Below are 23,005 nucleotides of genomic sequence, written 5' to 3'. Positions count from 1 at the left end.
AGTACAAGGGTGCACAGCCCGAATCTGTACCGGCTGGCGAGCAGACACAGATGAGCCTTTCATGAGCCCTGCAGACTCGTCCTTGACCTTGAATGACCGCCACCCCGCGGGTGATGGCCCGCTGGCCGCAAGCGACAGCGGCACGGTCGCAGGGGCTTCGGCTGGCACGCTGGCCCGCAGCGCCGGCCAGACCTTGACCGAGCAGCTGGCCGCGCAGTTTGCCGAGCGCATCCGCCAGCGCCTGCTGGCGCCCGGCGCGCGACTGCCTTCGGTGCGCGACTGTGCGAGCCGGCATGGCGTCAGCCCGCACACCGTCGTCGCCGCCTATGACCAGCTGCTGGCGCAAGGCCTGGTCGAAGCCCGGCGCCAGCGCGGCTTTTTCGTGCGCGAGCAACGGGCTGCGCAAGCCGTTCGCGCGACGCTGCAGCCGGACGCGCCGCGCGTGGCACCAGTGGACGCCACCGCGCTGATCCGCGGCATGTTCCACGGCCAGTCGGACAAGCCCGCGCCCGGCCTGGGCACGCTGCCAGCGGACTGGCTGGATCTGCCGCTTCTGTCGAGCGCGCTGCGCCGCGTGCTGGCGCAGGGCGACCCGATGATCGCGCTGCAATACGGCCACCCGGCCGGCGACCGGCGGCTGCGCGACGCGCTGGCGATCAAGCTGGCCAGCTTCGGCGTGCGCGCGGTGCCCGAGCAGATCATCACCTCCACCGGCGCCACGCACGCGCTGGACCTGATCTCGCGCACGCTGCTGTCGCCAGGTGACGCGGTGCTGGTCGACGAGCCGGCCTGGGCCGTGGAATACGCCCGGCTGAGCCAGCTCGGCATGCGGCTGCTGCCGGTGCCGCGCGGCGTGGACGGGCCGGACCTGGGCGTGATGGCCACGCTGATCCGCGAGCACCGGCCGCGCATGTACGTGACGGTGCCGGTGCTGCACAACCCGACTGGCAATTCCATCAGCCTGGCGCATGCGCACCAGGTGCTGAAGCTGGCCGAGGCACATGACTTCTGGGTGGTGGAAGACGACACCTACTCGCATCTCGCGCCCGCCCACCTGCCGCGCATGAGCGCGCTGGACGGGCTGCAGCGCACGCTCTACGTCTCCGGCTTCTCGAAGATCCTCACGCCCAGCTGGCGCGTGGGCTACATGGCGGTGCCGCCGCAGGTCGTGGAGCGGCTGGTGGACACCAAGCTGTTGTCCACGCTGACCACGCCGGCCGTGCTGGAGCAGGCCGTGGCGCTGTGCCTGGAGCAGGGCAGCCTGCGCCGCCACGCCGAGCGCGTCACGCTGCGGCTGGACGCGGCGCGGCACCGCACGGTGCAGCTGGCGCAGGCCCACGGCTGCCGCTTCGTCACGCCGCCCAACGGCCTGTTCGGCTGGCTGGACACGGGCGTGGACACCGAGGCGCTGGCGCAGGTGATGCTGGACCAGGGCTGGCTGCTGGCGCCTGGCCATTTGTTCCAGGCCACGCGCAAGCCCGGCACGCTGATGCGCATCAACTTCGCGACCAGCCAGGACCCGGTGTTCTGGCAGGCACTGAGCGCGGCCAGGCGCTGAAGCGGGCTTGCCGTCGGGCGCATCACATGGTTTGTCCGGTGTTGCGGCGGCCCCCGCCTGTCGCCCCGGGGACAAGGCAAGACCCTTGCGCTGCCTAGACTTTGGTGCTCACGAAACCCGGAGCTGCCATGTCACCTCGTCGCCAATTCCTTGTCCGAAGCTCGGCGCTTGCGCTGGCCGCCACCGGCCTGCCCGCGGCGCGGGCCGCTGACGAGGCACTGGGCGCGCAGCAGGTGACGCTGGGCTGTTCGCTGGCCATGACCGGCCCGCTGGGCGGCGCCGGCACGGCGCATGTGGCCGGCGTCAAGGCGGCGTTTCGTGCGGTCAATGAGACCGGCGGCATCAATGGCCGCACGCTGCGCCTGGCCGTTCGCGACGATGGCTATGTCGCCACCCGCACCGTCGAAAACGTCAAGGGCTTGCTGGAGGGCAATGCGGCGTTTGCGCTGATGTCGTGCATGGGCACGGCCAACACCGCGGCCATCCTGCCGTTGATCGAGCAGCTTGGCGTGCCTTGCGTGGGCCCGGTGACCGGTGCCGCCTCGCTGCGGCGACCGGAGCTGCGCCAGGTTTTCCATGTGCGCGCCAGCTACAGCGACGAAGCCGTGCGCGTGGTGCAGCAGCTGGTGAACATGGGGCTGAAGGACATTGCGCTGGTCTACCTGGACAACCCGTTTGGCAAGGAAGTGACGCGCGACGCCGAGGCGGCGCTGAACCTGCAGGGCGTGAAGTCGGTGGGCCAGTTCGCGCTGGCCGTCAATGGCGCCAATGCCGCCGAACTGGCTGGCCAGGTGCAGGCCGCACGGCCCGGCGCGGTGCTGCTGCTGACCACCGGCAGCGCCACCACCGCACTGGTGCTGGCGCTGCGCGGCAAGTCCGGCGGGCTGCCCATGGTCGGGCTGTCGGTGTCGGTCATCGCCTCCGAGCTGCCGCGGCTGGGTGCGGCCGCCAAGGGCATGGCCATGACGCAGGTTTTTCCGGACGCCGAGAAGACCAAGCTGGCTGCGGTGCGCCAGTACCAGGCCGAGATGAAGGCGCTGGGCGACGAGCACTACGATGCCAGCAGCTTCGAAGGCTGGGTCAATGCCCAGATGATGATGGAAGGCCTGCGCCGTGCCGGCCGCGACCTGACGCGTGACAAGCTGCGACAGGCCCTGGCCAGCATCAAGCGACTGGACCTGGGCGACTACAGCCTGGGGTACGCAGGCGCCGGGCCGTTTGTCGCGTCACGCTTCATCGAGCTGGCGGTGATGGGCGCCGACGGTCACCGCGTCGGCTAGAGAAGCCCCAGCTTCAGCAGACGCCGGGCAGCGCCGCCTGCTCGGCCTGGCTGAGCACGCGCAGGTGCAGCTCGCCGTCCAGCGTGGCGAGGCCGTGCAGGTCGATGGACTTCTGCGTCTGCAGCAGCCGCGCGAGGTAGGCAATGATCGCCGGCTCGATCACCTGGCCCGGCACCAGCACCGGAATGCCGGGCGGGTAGGGCACGATCTGGTCGCAGCAGATACGCCCGGTCAGCGCCGGGTTGGCGCGGCCGTTGTCGTCCAGCACGGGCAGCTTCTCGCCGGCCTCGTAGAAGGCGTCCCGCGGCAGGCAGGCGAGGCGCGTGAAGCGCGGAGCCTCGGGCATGCGGGCGTAGGTCAGCGGCGTGCGGCGGTCCTTGGCCAGGCGCAGCATCGCATCGAACAGGCGCGAGACCTTGCTGCGCGTGGTGCCGATGGTCAGCAGCAGCGTCAGCGTGTTGTGCGTGTTTTTCTCGACCTGGATGTTGTAGCGGCCGATCAGTTCGCCGCGCAACTCGTCCGCGCTCCAGCCGCTGGCCGAGATGTCGATGGTGAGCTTGGTCGGGTCCAGGCGGATGCCGTCGTCCTTGACTTCGTCCGACAGCAGCTCGTCCAGCTCCAGCACTCGGAACGCCCCGGTGGCGTTGATCTTCTGGCGCAGTTCGTGGGCGAATTTCAGCGAACGGTCCAGCAGCCGGTAGCCTTCCATCACCGCCTGCTTGCGCGCCACGTCGAGACTTGCGATCAGGTTGTACTGCGGGCTGGTGCTCGCATGCATGTTGAAGTTCTCGCGGAACAGGTGCTCGTCGAACGCCGGGTCGTTCACATGGATCATGCTGGCCTGCGAGAAGGCCGAGAGGATCTTGTGCGTGCTTTGCGTGGCGTAGTCGGCGCCGCACTCCAGCGCGGTCGGCCGCAGCTCCGGGTGGAAGCGCGCATGGCCGTACCAGGCCTCGTCGACGATGACCTTGATGCCGGCCTCGTGTGCCGTCTGGATGATGGGGCGCAGGTCGTAGCGCAGGCCGTCGTAGGTGCAGCTGGTCAGGATCAGCACCTTGGCGTCCGGATTGGCCGCAATGGCCGCGGCAATCGTCGCCTTGGGCACCGGGCCGAACAGGCCGAAGTGGCGGTTGACGGAGGAGTCGAGGTAGACCGGCATCGCACCGGACAGGATCACGCCGTGGTGGACCGACTTGTGGCAGTTGCGGTCCAGCAGCAGCTTGTCGCCGGGCGCCAGCAGGGTCTGGAAGATGACCTTGTTCGAGGTGCTGGTGCCATTGGTGGCGAAGTAGGTCTTGCGCGCGCCAAAGGCCTTGGCAGCGAGCTTCTGGGCCTGCGCGATCACGCCGGTCGGGTGCAGCAGCGAGTCCAGTTCCGGCACGCTCACCGAAAGGTCGGCGCGCAGCATTTCTTCGCCGACGAAGTCGTAGAAGTCGCCCACCCACGGGCTGTTCTTGAACGAGTCGCCGCCACCGTGGCCCGGCGTGTGCCAGCTGTCCTTGGCCTGGGCCACGTAGTCGCGCAGCGCGTCGTAGAAGGGGGTATCGGCCTTCTCGGCCAGTTCGGCCGCCAGGATGCGGAACCAGCCGTTGAAGTCCATTTCCTCGCGGAAGAAGTAGCCGTCCACCGCGTCGCTGGCCAGTTGCTCGACCAGCAGCTTGTCGCTGTCGTCTTCCAGCAGCATGTAGAGCGACAGCTCGGGCCGGGCTTCGATGATGCGCTGGGCAGTGAGCACGGCGGGCGCGCCGTGGTCTTCGCTGCCGCGTGCGCCGTGGTCCATCAGCACGACCTGCACGTCGGCGCTGGCGGCAGTGGCGAGTGCGGCTTCCAGCGCGCCGCCATCGCAGGCGCAGGCGATGGCCTGCAGGCCAAACGGGTTGTCCAGCTTCGCAGCCGCGGCATTCAGGCCATGGACCACGGCGGCCCGCCAGGTCTCGTCTGCGCTGACCACCAGCACATGGGTTGCGGGCTTTGTCACTTGTCTCTCCTCATTGCACTGCCTGTCGCTGGCAGCCGGCCCGTGGCCCGCTGCCGAATCCCGTCCTGCCGCGCACGGGTGCGCGGGCAGCCCGCCAGTGTAGGAGGGCCCAAGGCGCAGAAAACTCGGTTCAGGGCCGATGGCGGCCGGCGCAGGACCGCAGCGCGGCTGCAGCTTAGGGGTTGCCCGGCGCCGCGTGATGGGCTGCGACCCTGCCACGGGGTCATCGGTCTCCTTGCCGGATTCATTGATTGTCAGCCGGCTGGCAAGTGGTTAGAGTGAATCGGCGACCCGTTGTTCTGTCTCATGGCCGCGAAGAAGGAAGAGGGATCAGGGATCAACATGAACAACGAGTTCGCCTTGCAGGGCGCGCTGACGGACATTCGCAGCTACCCCGACTGGGTCCAGGACCTGGTCGCCGAATGCGAGCCCACCCGGCTGGGCGTGACGCGGCACGAACTGTTCCGCCTGATGCGGGACGCGTGCCTGGCACCCGGGCAGACCCGCAATTTCCTCGCCGGCATCTGGCCGGTGATTGAGCAGTTTCCGCAGTACATGGCGCTGAACCTGCTGAAGGTGGCGCTGGGTCGGGTGCGCGGGCACGACCAGGCGCGCAGGTACCTGATTCGCAACATCCGCGTCGAGCAAAACCATGCCGACCATTGGCAGGCCTGGGCGCTGGCGGCCGGGCTCTCGCTGGATGACCTGATCCACGGCGCGGTGCCGCCCGCCACCGAGGCCTTGTCGCACTGGTGCTGGCACAGCTGTGAGCGCGACTCGCTGGCCGCAGGCATGGCCGCCACCAACTACGCGATCGAAGGGGCGACCGGTGAATGGGCGACCCTGGTCTGCACCAGCGATGCCTACGAGCAAAGCCTGCCCGAGCTGCACCGCACCAAGGCCATGAAGTGGCTCAAGCTGCATGCCAAATACGATGACACGCATCCCTGGGAGGCGCTGGAAATCATCAGCACGCTGGTGGGCACGGCGCCCAACCGCGGCTACGTGGACCTGATCCGCTCTCGCGTGCTGACCAGCTACAACTACATGCAGATGGCGCTGGACAAGTGCCTGGAAGCCCCGTCTCCCGTGCTGGTGCCGCGGCGGGATCCTTCTCGCTACGAGGCGGCCCGCGAGCGGGTTTGACGGAACCTCGGGAGCAGGCGCTGATCCCCCGGCCCTGGCCCATCATGCAACGCCGCCCCGCCAGTCGAATCTCCTGGGTCGTCGTGGCCCTTGGCACCATCGGCCTGTTCCAGGTGCTGCTGGCCATCGTCAGCATTCAGCTGCTTGCCGCCGTGCAGTCGTACGTGATTGGCGAGAGCCTGTATTCCAAGGCCCACAAGGATGCCCACATCCACCTGCTGGAATACCTGCAGTCCGGCACCGAGGCGCATCACAGGCAGTTCCTGGACGCCGTTGCCATTCCCGTGGGCGACCGCGTGGCCCGCGAAGAACTGGACAAGGCGGCGCCTGACTTCGATGTGGTGAGGCAAGCCTTTCTGGCTGGCGGCAACCACCCCGATGACATCGATGGCCTCATCTGGCTCTACCGCTGGTTCCATGATTCGTCGCTGATGTCCGAGGCCATTGCCAGCTGGCGCGAAGGCGACCTGGCCGTTGCCGAGCTGCAGGCGGTGGACAAGCAACTGCAGCTGACCCCGCCGCCCCGGCGGTCTGACGAGGCCTTCACCGCGGAAGTACGGGCCAAGGTGGCCGACATCAATCTGCGCCTGACGAGCCTGGAACGCACCTTTTCCGATCGCCTGGCCTTCAACGCGCGCCTGCTTCGCCGCGGGGCCATTGCCACCAACGCGCTGGCGGCCGCATTGCTCGGGTTTCTCGGACTGGGCATCGTGCGGCGCGGCCTGCGGGACAGGGAGCTGGCGGCGCACGAGATCCGGCGGCGGCAGCAACTGCTGCAGCAACTGCTGGACTCCACGACCGAGGGCTTGCTGGGGGTCGATACCCGCGGCCGTTGCACCTTCGTGAACCGTGCCGCGCTGGATCGCCTGGGCTACCAGCAGGAGTCCGAACTGGTCGGGCACGAGGTGCATTCGGTGATTCATTCTCGTTGCGAGCTGGTGGCGGTCGAACAGGCCTGCCCGGTGCAGCAAACCTTCCTGAAAATGGAGCCGGCGCACCGCCAGGCCAGCCAGTTCTGGGACCGGCAGGGCAGGGCGTTTCCGGTCGAGTACTGGGCCCACCCAATGCACCAGGACGGCCGGCCTGACGGGGCGGTGGTGACCTTCTTCGACGTGAGCGAGCAACGGCGCACCAAGGCCGCGCTGGAGAAGAGCGAAGCCAAGCTTTCGAAACTCATCGAAGCGGTGGCCGATGCGGTGATCTGCGCCGATGAGCACGGGCAAGTCGTGCTGTTCAATCGTGCGGCCGAACAGGTGTTCCGGGTGCCTGCCGAGCAGGTCCTGGGCCGGCCCGTGGCCGAGCTGTTCAAGGAGTTGGGCCCGCTGGTGGGCACTGCGCCGGCCCCGGGCCCTGGAGGCAAGCCACTGGAACTGGTGGGCTTGCGGGGCGATGTGCCATTCCCGGTGGAGGCCACGTTCTCGAGAGTGGACACCGGCCCGGGGCTGCAGACCACCATCGTGCTGCGCGATGTGAGCGAGCAGCTGGCCATGCGGCGCGAGCGTGAGCAGCGCCAGACGCTGGAGGCTCACAGCCGCGCCAAAACGGAGTTCCTGTCCCGCATGAGCCATGAGCTGCGCACGCCGCTGAATGCCGTGCTCGGGTTCGCGCAGCTGATGAACATCGATCTTGCGCATCCGCTGGATCCGCTCAACCAGGCGCGGGTGCGGCACATCGAGCGCGCAGGCGCCCACCTGCTGGCGCTGGTGAACGACGTGCTGGACCTGTCGATGGTGGAGTCCGGCCGACTCTCGCTGAGCCTGCAGGCGGTGGAGGCCCGTGCCGTGGCGGAAGAAGCCAGTTCGGTGGCCGGCACGCTTTCCGAGGAAGGTCGGATCGAGCTCGATGTGACGGCGCCCGGCCCGCTGTGGGTGCATGCCGACGAGGTGCGCCTGCGGCAGTCGCTGATCAACCTGCTGAGCAACGCCATCAAGTACGGCGGGCGCGAAGGGCCTGTCACGCTGTCCCTGCTGCCGCAGGACGACCATTGCCAGTTCAGCGTGAAGGACCAGGGCCCCGGCATGACGGACAGCCAGTTGACGCACCTGTTCGAACCCTTCAATCGCCTGGGCGCCGAACACTCCGGTGTGGAAGGCACCGGCATCGGACTGGTGCTGACGCGTCAGCTGGTTCAGGCCATGGGCGGCGAGCTGGCGGTGGAGAGCGCGCCCGGCCAGGGCACCCGGGCCACCATCACCTTGCGCTGGGCGGCAGCCCCTCGCGAACCGGCTCCGCCGCGGTGGTCACCGTCCGCGTCAAGCACCGCCGTTCGGCTGGACGTGCTCTATGCCGAGGACAACGACGTCAACATCGAGCTGATGTCGCAGCTGGTCAAGCTGCGCTCGTGGGTCACCTTCCGTGCCGCCAACAGCGGTGCGCGTGCACTGGCAATGTTCGTGCAGCGGCGGCCCGACCTGGTGCTGATCGACATGAACCTGGGCGATGTCTCGGGCCTGGAACTGGCAGCCCAGCTGCAGGCCTTGCCGGGCGCTGCGCCGGCCCGGCTGGTCGCACTGTCGGCCGACGCGCTGCCGCACCAGGTCCGCACGGCGCTGGACAGTGGCTTCGAGGGCTACCTGACCAAGCCGATCAACTTTGCCGAAGTCCTGGGCCTGTTTGATCGGCTGGCGGGTGCGCCGGACCCGCTGTCCGGCCACACGGCGGACAGCGCGGGCCCCGGTCTCAGCGACTGGTGATGGGCGGCGGCGGTGGGGGCGGGGGCGGCACGGCTGGCGGGTCGCGCGGCGAGGTGACGGGCACCGGCGCCGGGTGGGGTGGCGGCGGTGGCGACGGCGTGGGCGGGCTGGGCGCGCGGGTCGCGGCCTCGGTCGGTCGGGTCAGCAGCATCTCTTCGTTCATGTCGTCTCCTGTTGATGCCTCTTCGGGCGGTTCGTCGTCGTGTGCGAAAAAGCCATGGCCGTGCCCGCGCTCGGCCTGGGTCTCGCGTTCGCGGGCAAACGCTTCTTCGAGTTGCTGCCGGCCAGCCTTGGCCATGCTCGTCAGCCTGGCCTGGTTGCCGTAGTGGGGTGCCATGTCCTTCAGCAACTGCACGCTGTGGCGGCGGAAGCGCTGGGCCAGCGTGCGCGCCTGGTAAGGCCGCAGGCCCAGGCCTTCCAGCACGCTGCGGCCGCTCATCAGCGCCGAGTCGAAGGTTTCGCGCTCGATGTGCTGCACGCCGCGCTTGTGCAGCTCGTACCAGTGCTGTGCGTTGCGCGCGCGGGCCACCAGTTGCAGCGCCGGGAAGTGGGCCTGCGCGAGGTCGACGATGGCCAGGCTTTGCGCCATGTCGTCCACCGCCACCACCAGCACCCTGGCGCTGCCGGCACCGGCGGTGCGCAGCAGGTCCAGCCGGGTGGCGTCGCCATAGAACACGCGCCAGCCGAACTTGCGCAGGCTCTCGACCTGGTCCGGGTCGTGTTCCAGCACCGTGGCCTTCATGCCGCTGGCGAACATCAGCCGGCCGACGATCTGGCCGTAGCGGCCGAAGCCGGCGATGATCACCGGCGCTTCCTGCGGCTCGTCGATCTCCTTCAGCTCGGTGCCGGTGGCCCGGCCACCGCTGCGCGCGGCGCGGCGCTTGTCCAGGCGGTCGTTGAGCACCAGCAGCAGGGGGGAGAGCAGCATCGACAGCGCGACCACCGCGACCAGCAGCGACGAGGTCGCCGGCTCGATCACGTCGCCATGCTCTGCCGCCTGGAAAACCACGAAGCCGAATTCGCCGCCCTGCGCCAGCAGCACGCCGAACACGCCACGCTGCGCCAGCGGCAGGTTCATCGCCCGGCCCATGCCCCACAGCACCAGGGCCTTGATGGACAGGAAACCCAGCACCAGCCCGGCCACCAGCAGCGGCTGCGCGCGCAGCACCGAGAGGTCCAGGCTCATGCCCACGGCAATGAAGAACAGCCCCAGCAGCAGGCCCTTGAACGGCTCCAGGTCGGTCTCCAGCTCGCGCCGGTATTCGCTCTCGGCCAGCAGCACGCCGGCCAGGAAGGCACCCAAGGCCATCGACAGGCCGACCGCCTGCATCAGCGAAGCGGTGGCCACCACCAGCAGCAGCGCCGCGGCGGTGAAGATCTCGGGTGTCTTGCTGCGCGCAATCCAGCGCAGCGCGGGGCGCAGCACCAGCCGGCCCCCCAGCACGATGATGGCAATCACCGCAACTGCCTTGGCCGCGCCCAGCCAGCCACCGCCGTGGCGGCTGTGCTCGCCGGCCAGCATCGGCACCAGCGCAAGGATGGGGATGGCCGCAATGTCCTGCAGCAGTGCCACGCTGAGCACGCTTTGCCCGCCGGCCGTGGCCATCAGGTTGCGCTCGGCCAGCACACCCAGGCCGATGGCGGTGGACGACAGTGCCAGCCCCAGCGAGGCCACCAGCGCCAGCTGCCAGTCCACGCCGAAGGCCATGGCCGCGCCGCACATCAGCGCGGCCGAACCCAGCAGTTGCAGGCTGCCCCAGCCGAAGATGGGCCGGCGCAGCGCCCAGAGCCGCCTGGGTTCCAGTTCCAGGCCGACCAGGAACAGCATCAGCACCACGCCGAACTCGGCGAAGTGCAGCATCTCCTGCGCATCGGTCACCAGCCGCAGGCCCCAGGGCCCGATGGCAATGCCGGCGGCGAGGTAGCCGATGATCGCGCCCAGCCCGGCCAGGCGCGCCAGCGGGACGGCGAAAACGGCTGCACCCAGGTAGACCAACCCCAGGTGCAGCCAACCGCTGCCGGAAGGTTCAACCGGCGTCATGGGGACTGCAAAGGTTTGAAAGGATCACGTTCAGGACAGGTGTTTCTTCTTCATCACGCATTCGGTGTAGGACGCGCCGTCGTCATCGGCGTCGAGGTACACCGCACATTCTTCTTCGCCCGGATCGAGCACCAGGCTGTGGGCGCTGATGTTCATCAGCGCAAAGGTCAGGGCCAGGACTGCTTTGATCGTGGTTTTCATGACAACCTCCTTTTGCGGTTTCCGACAGGGAGGAAACCTTTCCCGGACAGCTGCTGCGACTGCGCACCGCCTCGGGACGGCAGGCGGGCGCGGGTGGCTTGCAGCATGTTCCAGGCCATTCTTGCCGGGTGTCATGACGTCTTTGATCCTGGGCATCCTCGGGTTTCGGGATCTTTCAGCCAGTTTGGTGCATAACACCTGTTGCGGGGCCGTGCTAGCGCTGTGGCCGGTCGCCGGGGCCGACGTCGCAGGGCTCGGTGTCGGGCAAATCGGCCAGCTCCGGCCAGTTCGGGTAGCTGGCCAGCCGGTCGGCAAACAACGCGCTTTGGGCGGCGACCTCGCGCTGGGCCACGCGGTGCGCATCGTGCACCACCATGGGCGGCAGGAAACGCATGCCGGTCAGCACGGCGGTCTGTTCGTGCGGGGGCCAGAAGGCGTCGATGAAGTGGCGGTTGTGGCCGCTGGGGTGGTAAGCCTGGGCGCTGCCGCCGGTCGACACGACCATCCACAAGTCCTTGCCGCGCAGCGCGTTGGCGCCCGGCCCGTAGGCCCAGCCGAAGCCGAAGACTTCGTCGACCCAGAGCTTGAGCAGCGGCGGCAGGCTGTACCAGTGCAGCGGATGCTGCCAGACCAGCAGCTTCGCCCTGGCCAGCACTGCACGCTCCGCGGCGATGTCGATCAGGTAGTCGGGATAGAGCGCGTACAGGTCGCGCACCATGACGCGCTCGGCAGGCAGCTGTTGCGCGGCCTCCATCAGCATCAGGTTGACGCGTGAATGTTCGAGCCGCGGATGGGCGGTGAGGACAACGATGTCGGCCATGCGGTCGGCGGGATTGCGGAGAACTGGCATTGCAGGGAAAGCGGGGGCCGGAGGCCGGCGCGGCGCCGCTACCATACCCCGGTTTGCATTGTGGAGGCGTCGATGCCGGTGTTTGCAATCGCCAATCCCAAAGGCGGCGTGGGCAAGAGCACCTTGGCCACCAACCTGGCCGGTGCGCTGGCGCACCAGGGCCATGCGGTGATGCTGGGTGACCTGGACCGCCAGCAGTCCTCGCGCCAATGGCTGGCGCTGCGGCCAGCGCAGCTGCCGGCCATCCGGGGCTGGGAAGTGCGCGAGGGCAGCAGCGTGGTGCGCCCGCCCAAGGGCACGACGCATGCGGTGATCGACACCCCCGCAGGCCTGCACGGCAAGCGGCTGGACGCGCTGATGCAGCTGGCCGACCACGTGCTGATCCCGCTGCAGCCCAGCCTGTTCGACATCCAGGCCACCCACGCCTTCCTGAACGAGCTGCTGGGCCACCCGCGGCGCGGGAAGGTGCGGATCGCGCTGGTCGGCATGCGGGTGAAGGACCACACCCGCGCCCGGGAGCACCTGCAGCAATACCTTGCCGCACTGCCCGCCCCGTGCGTGGCCACGCTGCGCGACACCCAGAACTACGTGCACCTGGCCGCGCACGGGCTGACCTTGTGGGACGTGGCGCCCGGCCGCGTGGCGCAGGACCTGGTGCAGTGGGCACCGCTGCTGGACTGGGCCGCGAAGGGCTGAGTCAGGTCGCCGAAAGGCCGTGCACGGCCTGCAGCGCCACCTCGTGGCCCTGCGCCAGCACGGCCGCCTGCCAGGTTGGGGTCTCGGTGTAGAAGGCCTCGCGCATGCGCTGGTGAATGGCGGCGCGCTGCGCCCGGCTGGCTTGCGGATGCAGGCGCAGCCACTGGTCGCCGCGCAAGGCGTCCAGCACTTTCAGCTTGGACTGGGTGCCCACCTCCATCACCATGGCCGTCAGTTCAGCCTGCGGGCAGGTCGCCGGTGCCGCCTGCCACATCTCGCCCATCAGCACCGCTGAACTGGAAGAGCCTTCCTGCGTGCAGGTGAGCCCAGGGCCCCACCAGGCCCGCGCACGCTTGAGCAGCACCGGTTCAGGCCGTCCAGCCAGGATGCGCTCGGCCACGCCGTTCGGGCCCAGCCCGGTGTGAACATCGATCCAGCCGATGCGGCGAGCCTGGTGGCAAAAGCGCGCCAGCAGCCGTTCCAGCGCCAGCCGGCTCCAGCTCAGGCCGCTGCCACCGAAAAACAGCCCTTCCGGGTCCTGGTACTGGCCTTGCGAAATGGTGGCCTGCGTGGCCCGAATGCCATGGCGCAAGGCAAAGCCATACAGCGCCAGCCGGTTGCCCGGCGTGGGCGGCCAGCGCTCGGGCAACAGCGCAGGGGTCAGCCGCGGCAGCAGCGCGTTGTGGGGCCGCGGCCGGCTGAAGTCGACGAAATTGCGGTTCAGGTCCACGTTCTCGTGGGTCACCCGGTGGCTGAAGGAAAAGCCATGCGGATTCAGCGCATGCAGGTGCAGCAGCGCCACGCCAGCCCCGTGGGCCGCTTCGCGGAACGCGGCATCGCGCAGCAGCGCAATCTGCACGGCCGAGCCGGCGTGGCCTTCGATGCCGTGGCAGCCGCTGGAGACGATCAGCAGCCGCTGCGCATCGGCCGGGCCGTCCAGCACCGCGTCCACCGCCAGCGCCTCGCCGTCTCGCCCGGTCAGCGGATGCGGTTCGCTGTGCACGGTCAATCTCGCGGCTTCGGCGGCTTGCAGAAAGCGCCGCCTCGCTTGCGCGTAGTCGGGCGCAAAGCAGTCGCCTGGGATGGAACGCTGCGCGGGGCTCATTCGGGTCGATTGTGGCGCTGTCAGAAGACGACGGGCCGTTCCCCGGGGGCGCCCTGACACATGTCGGACATCCGACATCAACTGCAAGGGTTTGCCATCGGTGCGAACATTGCGCCCACGCCCGCCGCTGCAGCCTGCTGGCTTTGCCCGCTGCAGCGGCCCATGCCTTGACCCGAGACTGTGGAGCACACCATGTCCAATCCCTCGCACCCCACCTATCAAGACACCCAGTTGCTGATCAACGGCGAGTGGGTGGATGCCACCGGCGGCCGCACGTTGAATGTCGTCAACCCCGCCACCGGCGAAGTCATCGGCCGCGTGGCCCATGCCAGCATTGCCGACCTGGACCGGGCGCTGGCCGCCGCGCAGCGTGGCTTCGAAACCTGGCGTCGCGTGCCGGCCAACGAGCGCGCCGCCATCATGCGCAAGGCCGCCGTTTTGATGCGCGAGCGCGCGCCGCAGATCGCCGCGCTGATGACGCAGGAGCAGGGCAAGCCGCTGGCCGAAGCCAAGGTCGAAGCGCTGTCCTCGGCCGACATCATCGAATGGTTCGCCGACGAAGGCCGCCGTGTTTATGGCCGCGTCGTGCCTTCGCGCAATGTCGCGGTGCAGAGCCTGGTGCTGAAGGAGCCGGTCGGCCCGGTGGCTGCGTTCACGCCGTGGAACTTCCCGATCAACCAGGTGGTGCGCAAGCTCTCGGCGGCGCTGGCCACCGGCTGCTCCATCATCGTGAAGGCACCGGAAGAAACCCCTGCCTCGCCGGCCGCGCTGCTGCGGGCCTTTGTGGACGCTGGCGTGCCGGCCGGCGTCATCGGCCTGGTCTATGGCGACCCGGCCGAGATCTCCAGCTACCTGGTCCCGCACCCGGTGATCCGCAAGATCACCTTCACCGGCTCCACGCCGGTGGGCAAGCACCTGGCCTCGCTGGCCGGCCTGCACATGAAGCGCGCGACGATGGAGTTGGGCGGCCACGCGCCGGTCATCATTGCCGAAGACGCGGACGTGGCGCTGGCGGTCAAGGCAGCCGGTGCGGCGAAGTTCCGCAATGCGGGGCAGGTCTGCATCTCGCCGACGCGTTTCCTGGTGCACAACAGCATCCGCGCCGAGTTTGCACAGGCGCTGGCTGCCCACGCGTCCAGCCTGAAGGTGGGCGACGGCCTGGCCGACGGCACGACCATGGGCCCGGTGGCCAACCCGCGCCGCCTGGCGGCAATGCTGAAGATCACCGAAGACGCGCTGAGCAAGGGCGCCAAGGTCGCGGCCGGCGGCGAGCGCATTGGCAGCAAGGGCAACTTCTACGCCGCCACGGTGCTCGACGAGGTGCCGCTGGAAGCCGACATCTTCAACGAAGAGCCGTTTGGCCCGATCGCCGGCATCCGTGGCTTCAACACGCTGGACGAAGCCATCGCCGAGTCCAACCGCCTGCCGTTCGGCCTGGCCAGCTACGCCTTCACCAAGTCGCTGAAGACGCTGCACGAACTGTCGCAGCGGCTGGAAGTCGGCATGGTCTGGGTCAACCAGCCGGCCGCACCTGTGCCCGAGCTGCCGTTCGGCGGCGTGAAGGACTCGGGCTACGGCTCCGAAGGTGGCCCGGAGGCGCTGGAAGCCTACCTAGTGACCAAGACGGTCAGCGTGATGAACGCCTGAGGTTCACGAGAGCAGCTTGGTCAGCGTGTCGGGGTGCACGGCCCAGCCGAGCAGCCCTGACAGGCCCATCAGCACGCCTGCGCCAATGGGCAGCCACGAGAGCCAGTACATCCACCACAGCCGGGTCAGCGCAGTGACCGCGAGCAGCGAGATCGCGATGGCCAGCGCGGCGTCGGACAGGTCGAACTGGTCGTCCCGGTAGTTCAGGCTGTCGTAGTTCTTCTGGTCCTCGGCAGCTGAGGCGCTCAGCGCCTGCTTCTTCTGCGCCTCCTGCACCGCCTTGGCCTGGTAGTGCTGGATCGCCTCGTCGTAGCCGGCGGCCTTGTCGGCCGGCACCGCGAGCCTGGCGAGCTTCAGCTGCGTGACGCTGGCCTCGGCCACGTCCTGGCGGATGTTGCGCGCCTGGTAGAAGTTCCAGTGGTCCAGCTTGTCGGCCTGCGCCTGCTGCATGGCCTGCACGATGTTGTCGTCCTTGACCTTGCAGATGCCCATGAATGTCGCCAGCAGCGCAACGGTGATGGCGACGAAGGTGTTGAGCCTTGCGCCCTTGCGGTCCGCGCGGCGCTCGCGCGCGTCGTCTTTGTCGTCGATCTTGATCAGGTCTTGTGGGTCGATGTCCATGAAGCGGTGCCGGGCTGGGAAACGCAGGCCGGTGAGTCCGTCTTGCAGGTGAGTTAACGCACCCGGCCGTGGTGCGGAAGACCAGCAGCCTGTCGGCTGGCTGTCGCTGCTGACGATGAGCTTGGACACGGGTGAGGTCCCCTTGGTGGTGTTTTCGCCAATGCCGCCTTGTCGCGCTTGAGACAGGTTCGTCCTGGGTTCCCGCCTAGGCTTGGCGCAGGGGCCGCATGGTTAGTTTTTGCAGGCCTGAACAGCCTCCTGGATCCTTCCCGCTTGCATCGCCACATGACGCCTGAACCTGCTGTTTCTTCCCCGGCGCCCGCTGCCGTGACCCGCATTGCGCACCTGGCCGACCTGGCCGGCCGCGTGGGCGAGGTGCTCGGCCACAGCGGCTGGATCACCATCGACCAGGCGCGCATCGACCGGTTCGCCGAGGCGACTGGCGACCACCAGTGGATCCATGTCGACCCCGTGCGGGCGGCACAAGGGCCGTACAAGACGACGATTGCCCACGGCTTCCTGACGCTGTCGCTGCTGCCGTGGATGTTCGAGCACGGCTTCGAGGTCGACGACGTGCGCATGGGCGTCAACTACGGGCTGAACCGGGTGCGGTTTCCGGCACCTGTGCCGGTCGACAGCCGGCTGCGCGGGCATTTCAAGTTGCTGGGCTACGAGCCGCTGGAAGGTGGGGCGCAACTCGTGGTCGAGGTCACGATCGAGGCAGAAGGCGGTGCCAAGCCGGTCTGCGTGGCGGAGTCCATCACCCGGCGTTACATCTGACCTGATATGAACTGATGACATAGGGGGACGAACGACCGCCAAACACGGGGTGGCGTGGCCAAAAAAACGGCCTGTCACGGTACGATGTGGCTCCGCTCACGCTGCCGTACCGCGCCTTCCGATGAAAGTCCTGCTGGTCGACGACCATCCGCTGATCCTGTCCGCCCTGAAGGCGATGATGGAAAGCATCAAGCCGGGCGTTCAGGTCACCGCGCTGTCCAGCGGCAGCGCCACCCGCCGTTCGCTGGCGGTGGACCACGACTACGACCTGGTGCTGCTGGACCTGCAGCTCGGCGATGCACTGGGCTTCGAACTGCTGGGCGAACTGCGGCGCAGCTACCCGGACATGCCGGTGGTCGTGATTTCCGCCTCTGATCGTTCCAGCGACGTGATCCAGGCCATCGACCTGGGCGCGATGGGTTTCCTGCCCAAGCGCATGAGCACCGAAGGCCTGTCCGACGCGCTGCGCCTGGTGATGGATGGCGGCATCTTCGTGCCCACCATGTCGCTTGGCAGCACGCACGCGGCCGAAGCGCCGGTGGCCGAGCCCTCGGACGACGATTCGGCCTACCAGACCCTGCCGTCCTTCGAGCGCCTGGGCCTCACACCGCGCCAGGCCGACGTGCTCAGCATGCTGTTGCAGGGCAAGCCGAACAAGGACATTGCCCGCCGCCTGGGCCTGTCGGTCGAGACGGTGAAGGACCATGTGCAGGCGGTGCTGCGTGCGCTGGGCGTCAGCTCGCGCACCCAGGCCGTGCTGGCCGTCGGGCAGATGACCCGCCAGCGCCGCGCTCCGGCAGCCGAGTGAAAGAAAGTCCGGACGGCCTGCTTGCGGAGCAGGTGGATTCGCTGTTTTCGTTTGCGCCCGCGGTCGCCTTTGGCAGTGCGCTGGGCATCATCGTGATGGTGATGCTGTTCCACAGCGTGGCGCCGCCCGAGTGGCTGTGGCCCTGGGGCGCACTGACCCTGCTGCTGTGGAGCGCGCGCGCCGGCCAGGCACTGTTGTGGCACCGCCTGCCGGCCGCGCCGCAGGCCGATGCCGAACTGCTGCGCTGGCGTGCCGGGTGCTACCTGATGACGCTGGGCTCGGGCGCGCTGTGGGGCGTTTCGACCTGGCTGTTCTTCGACCATGCAGACCCGCTGTCGCAGGCGGTGCTGGTCATCATCATCTTCAGCTTCTGCATTGCTGCGGTGCCCATCCTGGCGCACAAGCCGTCGGTGTTCTACGGCTACCTGGCGCTCGCCTTCGGGCCGCTGGTGCTGAGGGTGGCCATGTCGGGCCAGGACCGGGCGGCCGTGCTGACGGGCGTGCTGCTGCTGATCCTCGGCTCGATGATGGTGCTGGGCCGCAGCACCCGGCGCGAGTTCGAGCGTGGCGTGGCACTGAAGCAGGAAACCCAGGCCTTGCTGGCCCAGCTGCGCGAGGAAAAGCAGGCGGCAGACGTTGCGCGCCAGGCCGCCGAACTGGCCAACAAGGCCAAGACCCGCTTCTTCGCGGCCGCGAGCCACGACCTGCGCCAGCCGCTGCACGCGATGGGCCTGTTCGCCGAAGCGCTGCGCGGCCGCGTCGGGCCGGATCCGGAGGTGCAGCGCCTGGCCGCCAGCATCAACAGCGCCGTCGACGCGCTGGAGGGCCTGTTCTCCGAGCTGATGGACATCACCCGCATCGACAGCGGCGGCGTGCAGGTGCGACCCGAGCATGTCAGCGTGGGCGAGCTTTTCCAGCGCCTGCGGCTGCACTTCGAGCCGGTGGCTTTCGACAAGGGCCTGTCGCTGCATTTCCGCGGCGGCCAGCACCATGTGCATGCCGATCCGGTGCTGCTGGAGCGCGTGGTGCGCAACCTGCTGTCCAACGCGATTCGCTACACCGAGGACGGTGGCGTGCTGGTGGCTGCGCGGCGCCGCGGCAAGCAGTTGCGGCTGGAGGTATGGGACAGCGGGCGCGGCATTGCGCCGGCCGAGCAGCAGCGCATCTTCGACGAGTTCTACCAAGTGGGCGAGGCGCCAGGGGCGGTGCACGGCCAGGGCCTGGGGCTGGGCCTGTCCATCGTGCGCCGGCTGGCCGGGCTGATGGACGCGCCGCTGGTGCTGCGCTCCGCACCGGGTCGCGGCAGCCTGTTCATGCTCAGCCTGCCGCCTGGCGAGGCCAGCCGCAGCCTGCCACCGGCGCTGCCGCAGGCGCAAGGCGTGCTGTCGCTGGCACAGCGCTTGATCGTGGTGGTGGAAGACGACACCGCGGTGCGCGAAGGCCTGCTGCTGTTGCTCGGCGGTTGGGGCGCCAGCGTGGTCGCATTCGACAGTTTCCGCGCCTGCGAGGACTGGACCCATGCGGTCGAACCTTCCATGCTCACGCCGGACCTGCTGCTGGCCGACCATCGCCTCGAAGACGGCCACACCGGGCTGGAGGTGGTGCAACTGATGCGCGCCGTCTTCGGTGCCAAGGTGCCAGCGGTGCTGGTCACCGGCACGCTGGGTGCCGAACTCGAAGCCGCCGCCCGTCACCAGGACTGCCACCTGCTGCTCAAGCCCGTGCTGCCGCACAAGCTGCGCGCGATGCTGGCGGCCAAGCTGCGGCGCCTGGCCTGATGGCAACGCTTGCCTGGCTGGTGCAGCGGGGCCGGCGCCGGGCCGCCCCAAGCGGCCCCGCCAACCCGCTCGGCGGGTGGTTCGCGGTACCCCGCGAACCGGGTGCACCATCTAGGTTTGCTGGTAGGCCAGGCGCACGTAGATGGGCGCGAAGGCCTCGGCCTGTGTGAGTTCCAGCAGCCGTTCGCGGGCCAGTTCCAGCATCGCGATGAAGGTCACGACCATCACCTGCGAACCACGGCTCACGTCGAACAGGTCGTGGAACTCGACGAAGCGTTCGCCCTGCAGGCGGCGCAGCATCTGGCTCATGAATTCCCGCACCGACAGCTGCTCACGCGAGATCTTGTGATGCTGGGTCAGCTTGGCGCGGCGCAGGATGTCGGCCCAGGCGCTGCGGATGTCGTCCACCGCCACGTCCGGGAAACGGGGCTGCGTGGCCTGTTCGACAAAGACCTGGGCCCGCAGGAAGTCGCGGCCCAGCACCGGCAGCGCGTCCAGCCGCGCGGCGGCCAGCTTCATCTGCTCGTACTCCAGCAGCCGGCGCACCAGCTCGGCACGCGGGTCCTCGGCTTCCTGGCCGTTTTCGCTGGGCTTGGGCGGCAGCAGCATGCGCGACTTGATCTCGATCAGCATCGCGGCCATCAGCAGATAGTCCGCCGCCAGCTCCAGGTTGTGCTGGCGGATCTGGTCGACGTAGCGCAGGTACTGCCGGGTGACATCCGCCATCGGGATGTCGAGGATGTTGAAGTTCTGCTTGCGGATCAGGTAGAGCAGCAGGTCCAGCGGGCCCTGGAAGGCCTCCAGGAAGACCTCCAGCGCATCGGGCGGAATGTAGAGATCGGTCGGCAGCGCGAACAGCGGCTCGCCGTACAGGCGGGCTACCGCGACGCCGTCGATCTCCTGTGGCGTGTCCACTTCGGGGGCCACCGGGGGCGGCAGGCCGCCTCCCCTTCCGTCTGCGGCCGGCCGGGCCGCCCCGCGGCTCACTTGGGCTCGGTCTGGTAGACGTAGGCCTTTTGCGGCACCCGGGCGGCGGAGAACTCGGCCAGGGCTTCACGGTCCTGCGGGCGGTCCCACAGCAGGCCGCGGCCGGCGCGCTGCTCGGCCTCCAGCGTGGGCTTCTTGGCCCTCATCTCGTCGATGAACTGGGTGACGTCGGACTTGTAGGGCTTCCAGAACAGCGGCATGGCAGGTGCTTGCGGCAAGCGGGGGAGGGGCTGATTCTAGCCGGCCACCCCCCGCCGGACCGCCGCCAGGACGCCCTGCAGGATCTCCAGCGGCGCCGGCGGGCAGCCGGGCACGGTCAGGTCGACCGGGATCACGTTCGCGACGCGTCCGCAGGTGGCAGGGTTGTCCTCGCCGAAGATGCCGCCGTCGCAGCCGCAGTCGCCCACCGCCACGACGAGCTTGGGTTCGGGCGTGGCCTCGTAGGTCCTTCGCAGCGCCTCTTCCATGTGGCGCGACACCGGCCCGGTCACCAGCAGCAGGTCGGCGTGGCGCGGGCTGGCGACGAAGCGGATGCCCAGGCCCTCGATGTTGTAGTACGGGTTGCCGAGCGCGTGGATTTCGAGCTCGCAGCCGTTGCACGAACCGGCGTCCACCTGCCGGATCGCCAGCGCCCGGCCGAGGATGGCCAGCAGCTCCTCGTGGATGCGTCCGGCCTCGCCGGGCGGAGCCGGGTCGACCTGCGGCGGCTTCTCGGTGGCGACGCCGATGCGGATGATCTGACGCAGAAGCCGAAGCATCAGAGGTCGTGCCCCGAGTAGCTCAGGTTGAAGGACTTGTTGATCAGCGGGAAGTCGGGAACGATGTTGCCGATCACCGCATGTTCGAGCACCGGCCAGTTCTGCCACGAGGGGTCGTGGCAGTGGCAGCGCCGGATGGCGTGGCCCGTGTCGTCCAGCTCCAGCGCGACGAAGACCTCGCCGCGCCAGCCCTCGACCCAGCCGGCGCCAATCGCCGATCCGTCGGGCAGCACGGTCTCGACGAGCACCGGCCCGGCCGGCAGTCGCCGGCACAGCTCGCGCAGCAGTCGCAGCGACTCGAGCGCCTCGTCGAAGCGCACAGTCACACGGGCGGCCACGTCGCCGTTGCGGTGGGTGGCCATCTGCACGTCGAGCTGGTCATAAGGCGACAGCGAAGGGTTGCAGCGCAGGTCCCAGGCCTGGGCGCTGGCCCGGCCGGCCAGGCCCGTGAGACCGAGCTGTGCGGCGAGCGGCGGCGACACCTGGCCGGTGGTGATGAAACGATCCTGCAGGCCGGCGTGCTCGTCGTAGATGCGGTGCAGGAGCCGCACCTCGGGTTCGATGGCGTCGCACTGGGCCACCAGCGCGCGACAGCCGGCATCGTCGAGGTCGACCGCGACACCGCCCGGCACCAGGCGATCCATCATGAAGCGATGGCCGAACAGCTGCATGGACAGGCGCTGCCAGTCCTCCCGCAGCCGCGAAAACTGCGCCATGCCGACGCCGAAGGCCGCGTCGTTGCCCAGGGCGCCCAGGTCGCCGAGGTGGTTGGCCACGCGCTCGCGCTCGAGCAGCACTGCGCGCAGCCACTGCGCGCGCCGCGGCACCGTGCAGCCGGTGGCGGCTTCGAGCGCCATGCAGTAGGCCCAGGCGTAGGCGACCGTCGAATCGCCCGACACCCGGCCGGCCAGGCGGTGCGCCTGCAGCGGCGCGAGCTCGGTGAAGCGACGGTCTATGCCCTTGTGGGTGTAGCCCAGGCGCTCTTCCAGCCGCAGCACCTTCTCGCCGACGACCGAGAAGCGGAAGTGCCCCGGCTCGATGATGCCGGCGTGCACCGGGCCCACGGCGATCTCGTGCACACCCTCGCCCTCGACTCGCACGAAATCGTAAGGCGTGGGCAGGTCCCGGCCCGGCGGGAGCTGCCACAAGCCGTGGTCGAGCCAGGGCCGGGTGTCAGCGGCGCCTTCGGCCAGGATGCCGTCCAGGTCGCGGGCCGCGCGCTGCATGCGGGCGGCGGCGGGGAACCTCGTCGCCAGGTCCGGATAGCTTGCTGGGCCCTGGTCGGCGTCGGCCAGCGGCAGCTCGATCCACGCCAGCCCGCCCTCGGATGAGAAGGCGTAGGCCGCGCAGGCCACCGTGCCGCCCGGGCGCCGGCTGCCCCACAGCGAAACCAGCCGGCCGCCGCCCGATTGCACGTCGTCGGCCACGGCGAGCCAGCCCTCGCGGTCGACCACGCCGTGGCGGATGGGCACGGGCGTCGGCAGCGGCACGAGCATCGACATCGTTCAGCCTCCTGCCAGCATCGCGGCAGCCTGCCGGTACCAGGCATCGAGATAGGGCGGGACGTACAGGCCCAGCATCAGCCCGAGGCCCAGGTGCACGAAGACCGGCACCAGCGCCGGCGGGTGGGCCAGCGGCTTGAGCGTCGTCTCGCCGAACACCATCGGTTGCACGCGGCTGAAGACCGACGCGAACGCCAGGCCGAGCGCGACGAGCAGGAAAGGCGTGGCCCAGGCGTGGTCGCGCATCGCGGTGGTGACGATCAGGAACTCACTGGCGAACACGCCGAAGGGCGGCATGCCCAGGATGGCCAGCGCACCCAGCATGAGCCCCCAGCCCACGGTGGGGCTGACGCGGATGAGGCCGCGGATGTCGTCCATGGTCTGCGTGCCGGCCTTCTGCGTCGCATGGCCGACGGCGAAGAAGATGCCGGACTTGATCAGCGAGTGCACCGTCATGTGCAGCAGCCCGGCGAAGCTGGCGATCGGCCCGCCCATGCCGAAGGCGAAGGTCATCAGGCCCATGTGCTCGATCGACGAGTACGCGAACATGCGCTTCACGTCCTTCTGCCGGATGAT

At 68.9% G+C, this 23,005-nt stretch carries 20 protein-coding genes; 9 read left to right on the top strand and 11 right to left on the bottom strand.

The genetic code is table 11. The features are described 5' to 3' along the window. Nucleotides 1-61: 61 nt before the first annotated feature. Together ACAH41_RS25990 and ACAH41_RS25985 are read left to right on the top strand one after the other, a co-directional pair. Complete coding sequence (locus ACAH41_RS25990; RefSeq protein ID WP_370538617.1) at nt 62-1,558, top strand: PLP-dependent aminotransferase family protein; 1,497 nt, start codon at nt 62-64, stop codon at nt 1,556-1,558. Between the two features lie 128 nt (nt 1,559-1,686). Next, entirely contained in the window at nt 1,687-2,838 is a 1,152-nt protein-coding gene (locus ACAH41_RS25985) for an ABC transporter substrate-binding protein (protein ID WP_370538616.1), read from the top strand. A gap of 13 nt (nt 2,839-2,851) precedes the next feature. Here the strand turns inward: ACAH41_RS25985 and ACAH41_RS25980 are convergent, their stop codons facing one another. Further along, nucleotides 2,852-4,816 (bottom strand): aminotransferase class I/II-fold pyridoxal phosphate-dependent enzyme, encoded by a 1,965-nt coding sequence (locus tag ACAH41_RS25980; protein WP_370538615.1) that lies wholly within the window; start codon nt 4,814-4,816, stop codon nt 2,852-2,854. Nucleotides 4,817-5,158: 342 nt separating this feature from the next. On the opposite strand from ACAH41_RS25980, the gene ACAH41_RS25975 reads away from it, so the two are divergent. Together ACAH41_RS25975 and ACAH41_RS25970 are read left to right on the top strand one after the other, a co-directional pair. Then, complete coding sequence (locus ACAH41_RS25975) at nt 5,159-5,962, top strand: TenA family transcriptional regulator (protein WP_370538614.1); 804 nt, start codon at nt 5,159-5,161, stop codon at nt 5,960-5,962. A 44-nt stretch (nt 5,963-6,006) separates the two neighbouring features. Then, nucleotides 6,007-8,655 carry an ATP-binding protein gene (locus ACAH41_RS25970; RefSeq protein WP_370538613.1) on the top strand — a complete coding sequence of 883 codons (2,649 nt, stop codon included), beginning with the start codon at nt 6,007-6,009 and terminating at the stop codon, nt 8,653-8,655. On the opposite strand, the gene kefC is transcribed toward ACAH41_RS25970, so the two are convergent. From kefC to ACAH41_RS25955, 3 genes are all read right to left on the bottom strand, one after another. Beyond that, entirely contained in the window at nt 8,642-10,696 is a 2,055-nt protein-coding gene (kefC, locus tag ACAH41_RS25965; RefSeq protein WP_370538612.1) for a glutathione-regulated potassium-efflux system protein KefC, read from the bottom strand. The two genes, ACAH41_RS25970 and kefC, sit on opposite strands and share 14 nt — an antisense overlap. A gap of 30 nt (nt 10,697-10,726) precedes the next feature. Then, complete coding sequence (locus tag ACAH41_RS25960) at nt 10,727-10,897, bottom strand: hypothetical protein (RefSeq protein ID WP_370538611.1); 171 nt, start codon at nt 10,895-10,897, stop codon at nt 10,727-10,729. Nucleotides 10,898-11,111: 214 nt separating this feature from the next. Continuing rightward, nucleotides 11,112-11,747, bottom strand: coding sequence for an NAD(P)H-dependent oxidoreductase (locus tag ACAH41_RS25955; RefSeq protein ID WP_370538610.1), 636 nt, complete (start codon nt 11,745-11,747; stop codon nt 11,112-11,114). A gap of 72 nt (nt 11,748-11,819) precedes the next feature. Here ACAH41_RS25955 and ACAH41_RS25950 point away from each other — a divergent pair, with 72 nt between their 5' ends. After that, the gene (locus ACAH41_RS25950; RefSeq protein ID WP_370538609.1) at nt 11,820-12,443 is read left to right on the top strand and encodes an AAA family ATPase; all 624 of its coding nucleotides are present in this window, start codon (nt 11,820-11,822) and stop codon (nt 12,441-12,443) included. A gap of 1 nt (nt 12,444) precedes the next feature. Here ACAH41_RS25950 and ACAH41_RS25945 read toward each other — a convergent pair whose 3' ends face one another. Further along, complete coding sequence (locus tag ACAH41_RS25945; RefSeq protein WP_370538608.1) at nt 12,445-13,548, bottom strand: M14 family metallopeptidase; 1,104 nt, start codon at nt 13,546-13,548, stop codon at nt 12,445-12,447. Nucleotides 13,549-13,740: 192 nt separating this feature from the next. On the opposite strand from ACAH41_RS25945, the gene ACAH41_RS25940 reads away from it, so the two are divergent. Next, the gene (locus ACAH41_RS25940; protein ID WP_370538607.1) at nt 13,741-15,195 is read left to right on the top strand and encodes an NAD-dependent succinate-semialdehyde dehydrogenase; all 1,455 of its coding nucleotides are present in this window, start codon (nt 13,741-13,743) and stop codon (nt 15,193-15,195) included. A 3-nt stretch (nt 15,196-15,198) separates the two neighbouring features. Here ACAH41_RS25940 and ACAH41_RS25935 read toward each other — a convergent pair whose 3' ends face one another. Further along, the gene (locus tag ACAH41_RS25935; protein ID WP_370538606.1) at nt 15,199-15,945 is read right to left on the bottom strand and encodes a DUF4337 domain-containing protein; all 747 of its coding nucleotides are present in this window, start codon (nt 15,943-15,945) and stop codon (nt 15,199-15,201) included. 156 nt (nt 15,946-16,101) lie between these two features. Here ACAH41_RS25935 and ACAH41_RS25930 point away from each other — a divergent pair, with 156 nt between their 5' ends. The 3 genes from ACAH41_RS25930 to ACAH41_RS25920 all read left to right on the top strand — a co-directional run bounded on the left by ACAH41_RS25930 (nt 16,102) and on the right by ACAH41_RS25920 (nt 19,182). Continuing rightward, nucleotides 16,102-16,596, top strand: coding sequence for a MaoC family dehydratase (locus ACAH41_RS25930; RefSeq protein WP_325648727.1), 495 nt, complete (start codon nt 16,102-16,104; stop codon nt 16,594-16,596). 121 nt (nt 16,597-16,717) lie between these two features. Then, nucleotides 16,718-17,404 carry a response regulator transcription factor gene (locus ACAH41_RS25925; protein ID WP_325648725.1) on the top strand — a complete coding sequence of 229 codons (687 nt, stop codon included), beginning with the start codon at nt 16,718-16,720 and terminating at the stop codon, nt 17,402-17,404. After that, on the top strand, nt 17,401-19,182 hold the full coding sequence (locus tag ACAH41_RS25920; protein WP_325648723.1) for an ATP-binding protein: 1,782 nt from the start codon (nt 17,401-17,403) through the stop codon (nt 19,180-19,182). The genes ACAH41_RS25925 and ACAH41_RS25920 overlap by 4 nt, the downstream gene beginning before the upstream one ends. Before the next feature lie 111 nt (nt 19,183-19,293). On the opposite strand, the gene ACAH41_RS25915 is transcribed toward ACAH41_RS25920, so the two are convergent. The 5 genes from ACAH41_RS25915 to ACAH41_RS25895 form a co-directional block, all read right to left on the bottom strand. Continuing rightward, complete coding sequence (locus ACAH41_RS25915) at nt 19,294-20,109, bottom strand: ScpA family protein (protein WP_370538605.1); 816 nt, start codon at nt 20,107-20,109, stop codon at nt 19,294-19,296. A 56-nt stretch (nt 20,110-20,165) separates the two neighbouring features. Continuing rightward, on the bottom strand, nt 20,166-20,369 hold the full coding sequence (locus ACAH41_RS25910) for a DUF3460 family protein (RefSeq protein ID WP_370538604.1): 204 nt from the start codon (nt 20,367-20,369) through the stop codon (nt 20,166-20,168). Between the two features lie 36 nt (nt 20,370-20,405). Beyond that, complete coding sequence (locus tag ACAH41_RS25905; protein WP_370538603.1) at nt 20,406-20,927, bottom strand: NADH-quinone oxidoreductase subunit B family protein; 522 nt, start codon at nt 20,925-20,927, stop codon at nt 20,406-20,408. Next, nucleotides 20,927-22,429 carry a Ni,Fe-hydrogenase III large subunit gene (locus tag ACAH41_RS25900; protein WP_370538602.1) on the bottom strand — a complete coding sequence of 501 codons (1,503 nt, stop codon included), beginning with the start codon at nt 22,427-22,429 and terminating at the stop codon, nt 20,927-20,929. Before ACAH41_RS25900 ends, ACAH41_RS25905 begins: the two co-directional genes overlap by 1 nt. 3 nt (nt 22,430-22,432) lie before the next feature. Next, on the bottom strand, nt 22,433-23,005 hold a 573-nt coding region (locus tag ACAH41_RS25895; RefSeq protein ID WP_370538601.1), incomplete at its 5' end, for a proton-conducting transporter membrane subunit.

It is taken from the genome of Ideonella sp. (genome assembly GCF_041287625.1).
GTDB lineage: Bacteria > Pseudomonadota > Gammaproteobacteria > Burkholderiales > Burkholderiaceae_C > Ideonella.
This window is presented reverse-complemented; position numbering and strand designations above follow the sequence as displayed.

What these genes read in the sequence shown, in the direction of transcription:
- ACAH41_RS25990 (WP_370538617.1), top strand. Translation starts at nt 62, where the DNA reads ATGAGCCCTGCAGACTCGTCCTTGACCTTGAATGACCGCCACCCCGCG.
- ACAH41_RS25985 (WP_370538616.1), top strand. Translation starts at nt 1,687, where the DNA reads ATGTCACCTCGTCGCCAATTCCTTGTCCGAAGCTCGGCGCTTGCGCTG.
- ACAH41_RS25975 (WP_370538614.1), top strand. Translation starts at nt 5,159, where the DNA reads ATGAACAACGAGTTCGCCTTGCAGGGCGCGCTGACGGACATTCGCAGC.
- ACAH41_RS25970 (WP_370538613.1), top strand. Translation starts at nt 6,007, where the DNA reads ATGCAACGCCGCCCCGCCAGTCGAATCTCCTGGGTCGTCGTGGCCCTT.
- kefC (WP_370538612.1), bottom strand. Translation starts at nt 10,696, where the DNA reads ATGACGCCGGTTGAACCTTCCGGCAGCGGTTGGCTGCACCTGGGGTTG.
- ACAH41_RS25960 (WP_370538611.1), bottom strand. Translation starts at nt 10,897, where the DNA reads ATGAAAACCACGATCAAAGCAGTCCTGGCCCTGACCTTTGCGCTGATG.
- ACAH41_RS25955 (WP_370538610.1), bottom strand. Translation starts at nt 11,747, where the DNA reads ATGCCAGTTCTCCGCAATCCCGCCGACCGCATGGCCGACATCGTTGTC.
- ACAH41_RS25950 (WP_370538609.1), top strand. Translation starts at nt 11,820, where the DNA reads ATGCCGGTGTTTGCAATCGCCAATCCCAAAGGCGGCGTGGGCAAGAGC.
- ACAH41_RS25945 (WP_370538608.1), bottom strand. Translation starts at nt 13,548, where the DNA reads ATGAGCCCCGCGCAGCGTTCCATCCCAGGCGACTGCTTTGCGCCCGAC.
- ACAH41_RS25940 (WP_370538607.1), top strand. Translation starts at nt 13,741, where the DNA reads ATGTCCAATCCCTCGCACCCCACCTATCAAGACACCCAGTTGCTGATC.
- ACAH41_RS25930 (WP_325648727.1), top strand. Translation starts at nt 16,102, where the DNA reads ATGACGCCTGAACCTGCTGTTTCTTCCCCGGCGCCCGCTGCCGTGACC.
- ACAH41_RS25925 (WP_325648725.1), top strand. Translation starts at nt 16,718, where the DNA reads ATGAAAGTCCTGCTGGTCGACGACCATCCGCTGATCCTGTCCGCCCTG.
- ACAH41_RS25910 (WP_370538604.1), bottom strand. Translation starts at nt 20,369, where the DNA reads ATGCCGCTGTTCTGGAAGCCCTACAAGTCCGACGTCACCCAGTTCATC.
- ACAH41_RS25905 (WP_370538603.1), bottom strand. Translation starts at nt 20,927, where the DNA reads ATGCTTCGGCTTCTGCGTCAGATCATCCGCATCGGCGTCGCCACCGAG.
- ACAH41_RS25900 (WP_370538602.1), bottom strand. Translation starts at nt 22,429, where the DNA reads ATGTCGATGCTCGTGCCGCTGCCGACGCCCGTGCCCATCCGCCACGGC.